Source organism: Alcanivorax sp. HI0083 (assembly GCF_001635175.1).
Window position 1 is genome coordinate 1 of record NZ_LWFX01001051.1, and the last position, 4,248, is coordinate 4,248.

Below are 4,248 nucleotides of genomic sequence, written 5' to 3' on the forward strand. Positions count from 1 at the left end.
TCGATGAAAGACTTGGTGCTCAAACTGAAAATTGAAGTAGAAGGTGGTAATAACTTTGCCGGGGCACTGTCCAAGCATCCTGACTATTTTGACGATCTTTACTGCAGCCTGATTGACGCAGGCGAGCAGTCAGGTGCACTGGAAACCATGCTCGACCGGGTCGCTCTATATAAAGAAAAAAGTGAAGCACTGAAACAAAAAATCAAGAAGGCCATGAAGTACCCGGCCACTGTAGTAATCGCTGCGGTCATTGTGACGGCAATTTTGCTGCTCAAGGTGGTTCCGGTATTTCAGGACTTGTTCGACGGCTTCGGTGCAGAGCTACCTGCTTTTACCCTGTTTGTTATCGGGCTATCGAAAAGCTTGAGTAATAATTTTCTCCTGATCCTGGTAGGCATCATCGGCTTTGCCGTGGGCTTCTCAACGCTCAAGAAAAAGTCCGAAGCATTCAGGAACGCTCTCGACCGCCTGGTTCTGAAACTTCCCATTGTCGGAGACTTGGCATTCAAGTCCACGATTGCTCGTTATGCTCGCACCCTGTCCACCACCTTTGCTGCCGGTGTTCCCCTGATTGAAGCTTTGGATGCCTGTGCCGGGGCTACCGGCAACGTAGTCTATCGTCGCGCTGTCCTTCAAGTGAAAGACGACGTCTCTACCGGTCAGCAATTGCAGTTTGCAATGCGCTCCACGGGCGTATTCCCAGCCATGGCCTTGCAAATGACAGCCATTGGTGAGGAATCTGGCTCTTTGGATGCGATGTTAGATAAAGTTGCCGTTTACTACGAAGAGGAAGTAGACAATGCGGTCGATGGCCTGACCAGCATGATGGAGCCGCTGATCATGGCGGTGCTGGGCGTACTGATTGGCGGCCTGATTATTGCCATGTACTTGCCGATCTTCCAGTTGGGTAACGTTGTAGGTTAATAATGATTTCAGATTCTCTGGCGCTTCTTTCGTCCAGCCCGACCCTTCTGGTCGGGCTTTGTGTTGTTATGGGGCTGCTGGTAGGCAGTTTTTTGAATGTGGTCATTCATCGTTTGCCGTTGATGATGGAGCGGAGCTGGAAGCAGGAAGCCCGCGAGATCCTGGAGCTGCCAGCGGAAGACAGTGGCGGCATTTTCAACCTGGTGACACCGCGCTCGCGCTGCCCGAAATGCAGCCATGCGATCAGCTGGTATGAAAATATTCCCGTGTTTAGCTGGCTGGCCCTGCGCGGCAAGTGCAAGGGTTGCAAAACCCCGATCAGCAAACGCTACCCCATTATCGAACTTGTCAGTGGTGTGCTCGCCGGACTGTGTGCCTGGCACTTCGGGTATGGTCCCTGGCTGGTGTTTACGCTTTTTGCCACCTGGGTGCTGCTGGCCGCCGCCATGATCGACGCAGACACCACCCTGCTGCCGGACAGTCTGAACTACTGGTTGCTTTGGGCAGGCTTGTTGGCGGCCGTTATGGGCGTATCGCCGGTTTCATTGAGCGATGCGGTGGTCGGTGCCATGGCCGGGTATCTTTCGCTTTGGAGTGTGTACTGGCTGTTCAAGCTGATCACCGGTAAAGAAGGCATGGGCTACGGCGATTTTAAGCTGCTGGCCGCGCTGGGCGCCTGGGTCGGCTGGCAATACCTGCCGGTGATTATTCTGCTGTCATCGGTGGTCGGGCTGGTCTTCGCGATCGCCATGATGATGTTCAGCGGCGAGAAGCGCACGCAAATCCCTTTCGGACCTTATCTGGCCACCGCCGGGTGGATTGCCCTGCTCTGGGGCGATAGTATCGTCAGCTCGTATCTGGGAATGTTCAAACTCTAACGCAAACACGCCCCACGCTACACGCAGGCACGCCAACAGGCACCGCGTGATGCGCGTGTTGCGTGATGCATGCAAGCGGAATTCATCATGTTTGTTGTTGGTCTTACCGGTGGCATTGGTAGCGGCAAGACCGCTGCCACGGATTATCTTGCACAACAGGGCATCACCATTGTGGATGCGGATCTTGCATCACGGGTGGTGGTTGAGCCCGGGCAGCCCGCCTTACTCGCCATCGCCGAGCATTTTGGCCAGCATGTCATCGCCGACGACGGCGCGCTGGATCGGCGGGCACTCCGCGAGATCGTGTTTGCTGACCCGGACGCACTAAAAACCCTCGAAGGTATTACCCACCCCGCCATAGGTGACGAACTTCACCGGCAGATCGGGGCAAGCCAATCGCCCTATACCGTTCTGGTTTCCCCTCTGCTGCTGGAAACATCGCAAAAAGCCTTGGTAGATCGCATTCTGGTCATTGATGCCTCTGCAGAATTGCAGGTAGAGCGCACCATGGCACGGGATCAGGTGCCGGAAGCTCAGGTCGCGGCGATCATGAAAGCACAGCTGGCACGTAGCAAGCGACTGGATCAAGCGGATGATGTAGTGGAGAATCACGGTTCTCTGGAGGCGCTCCACGAGCAACTGAGAATGCTTCATCGGCACTATCTGGAATTGGCCGAGGCATCTCCGTAGCTCGGAAAATGGCGCCAGCCTCGCTCTCTCCAGCAGCCAATCGGTATTGTCGGAGGTAGGAGGTAGGAGGTAGGAGGTAGGAGGTAGGAGGTAGCTTGCCGCACTTCCTGCCCTACAATATTCTCCCCCTTCTCAAAGAGGGAAAACCTGCACAGAGGAATAACGCGCGTAATACCATGACTGACAAAGCCCCGGCGAAAAAAGCCACCCAAACCTACCCCTGCCCGCAGTGCAAAAGCCTCACTCGCTGGGACAACAATCCCTGGCGGCCGTTTTGTAGTGAACGCTGCAAGTTAATTGATCTCGGGGACTGGGCGACAGAACGCCACGCTATTCCAGGTGATGATGATGCCCCTGGGGATTTTGACGAGTTTTAGCCCCCTCAAAAACGCCCAACACCTCTTATTTTCTGTGGGAAGTGATGCTCGCATCACGAATAGCGGCGCAGTGTATCCGGCTTCTTCGCGATGCAAGCATCGCTTCCCACAAGATGGAGTGCTGTCAAAAGCGACCTAACACGTCTGCAGAACACTAATCACGGCCAGAAGGCGCGGATACCCGCCACGCCCACAGCGCCGTGGTCACGGGCACTGACCAGATCGCCCGGTGTCACACCGCCCAGCGCATAACAGGCAAGCGGCGCCCCCTTCATTAGCAACGCCGCTTGCGGCCAACCCAATGCAGGCTTACCCGGATGTGTCGGCGTGGGCAGGACAGGTGAAACCAGCGCCATATCCAGGCCCAGATTGCTTGCCTTATCCCGGGCCACCTGATCATGCACCGCAGCACTGATGATCCCATCAAATGCGGGTCGCTCATCCAGCCGGGCCAGTGTTCTGCCTGGAAAATGCAGGGCGAATACACCCAACGCCTTTGCTGTCGCCGCACTCTGCGCATCCACAGCACGCAACCAGACTTTTACGCCGCGTTGCTGACATTGCGCCACGATCGCGGCCACCTCGGCATGGTCACTCCACTGCCGCAAATACAGCCCCTGCTGCTCCCCATTCAATTGATCAATCCCGGCCAACAACTCGTGCAGAGTGATATCTTCCGGCGCGACCACTAACTGCTCAGGCAGCTGCATGGCATTCACCACCGGCTGATTGGCCGCCGGGAAGCGCAAATCCGACAGTTCATCCGGAAGAAACCACTGCACCCGCTGCCCTTCTCGCCCTTGTGGCTCGCCCCGCCAGGCGCAAACATCACGAAAATGCAGGGTCACATGGAGATCATCGTACTGGTGGGCAATCGTCATAAAAGGGCTGGACGTCGCCCCTGTCATGCCAAGCTCTTCTTCCAGCTCGCGAGCCAACGCTTCGTCCAACGCTTCGCCTTGCTCCACCTTGCCACCGGGAAATTCCCAGCGCCCACCCTGATGCTTATTGTCAGGGCGCTTGCTAAGACAAATTCGGCCATCTTCGCCACGGATGATGGCGGCGACGACGGTAATGGCGGGAGTAGGTTCGGTGGTCATTTATTTGGGGCCATTCGCTCTGGCAGCAGCCGGGTTAATGTGGGAGCGTGCTTGCACGCGAAGCAATGAACTGCAGCAGGGCCCAAGTAAAAGCCTTTCGCTTGCAAGCAAGCTCCTACGGGGCGATGAAGCCACAGCCTCTAGGTTCGATACTCCGCATTGATCTTCACGTAGTCATAGCTAAAGTCGCAGGTCCACACGGTGCACTGTGCATCACCAGACGCCAGATCCGCCCGAATGGTGATTTCCGGCTTCGCCATCACGGCGGCACCTTGTGCT

6 protein-coding genes are annotated in these 4,248 nt (G+C 56.3%); 4 read left to right on the forward strand and 2 right to left on the reverse strand.

Annotated elements, in window-relative coordinates:
- The 4 genes from A3754_RS13645 to A3754_RS13660 form a co-directional block, all read left to right on the forward strand.
- A partial coding sequence (locus A3754_RS13645) for a type II secretion system F family protein (protein WP_063520131.1) occupies positions 1 to 924 on the forward strand: 924 nt, incomplete at its 5' end.
- Positions 925 to 926: 2 nt separating this feature from the next.
- Positions 927 to 1,802: an A24 family peptidase gene (locus tag A3754_RS13650; protein WP_197468654.1), complete on the forward strand. Its 876-nt coding sequence runs from the start codon at positions 927 to 929 to the stop codon at positions 1,800 to 1,802.
- Between the two features lie 87 nt (positions 1,803 to 1,889).
- Positions 1,890 to 2,492, forward strand: coding sequence for a dephospho-CoA kinase (coaE, locus tag A3754_RS13655; RefSeq protein WP_369817618.1), 603 nt, complete (start codon positions 1,890 to 1,892; stop codon positions 2,490 to 2,492).
- A 176-nt stretch (positions 2,493 to 2,668) separates the two neighbouring features.
- On the forward strand, positions 2,669 to 2,869 hold the full coding sequence (locus A3754_RS13660) for a DNA gyrase inhibitor YacG (protein ID WP_063520129.1): 201 nt from the start codon (positions 2,669 to 2,671) through the stop codon (positions 2,867 to 2,869).
- A 158-nt stretch (positions 2,870 to 3,027) separates the two neighbouring features.
- Here A3754_RS13660 and A3754_RS13665 read toward each other — a convergent pair whose 3' ends face one another.
- Complete coding sequence (locus tag A3754_RS13665; RefSeq protein WP_063520130.1) at positions 3,028 to 3,969, reverse strand: Nudix family hydrolase; 942 nt, start codon at positions 3,967 to 3,969, stop codon at positions 3,028 to 3,030.
- Positions 3,970 to 4,109: 140 nt separating this feature from the next.
- Positions 4,110 to 4,248: bifunctional ornithine acetyltransferase/N-acetylglutamate synthase (locus tag A3754_RS26165; protein WP_197468655.1), on the reverse strand; the 139-nt coding region annotated here is incomplete at its 5' end.

Excerpts from the sequence above, each read along its gene's own strand:
- A3754_RS13650 (WP_197468654.1), top strand. The coding sequence starts at position 927 with ATGATTTCAGATTCTCTGGCGCTTCTTTCGTCCAGCCCGACCCTTCTG.
- coaE (WP_369817618.1), top strand. The coding sequence starts at position 1,890 with ATGTTTGTTGTTGGTCTTACCGGTGGCATTGGTAGCGGCAAGACCGCT.
- A3754_RS13660 (WP_063520129.1), top strand. The coding sequence starts at position 2,669 with ATGACTGACAAAGCCCCGGCGAAAAAAGCCACCCAAACCTACCCCTGC.
- A3754_RS13665 (WP_063520130.1), bottom strand. The coding sequence starts at position 3,969 with ATGACCACCGAACCTACTCCCGCCATTACCGTCGTCGCCGCCATCATC.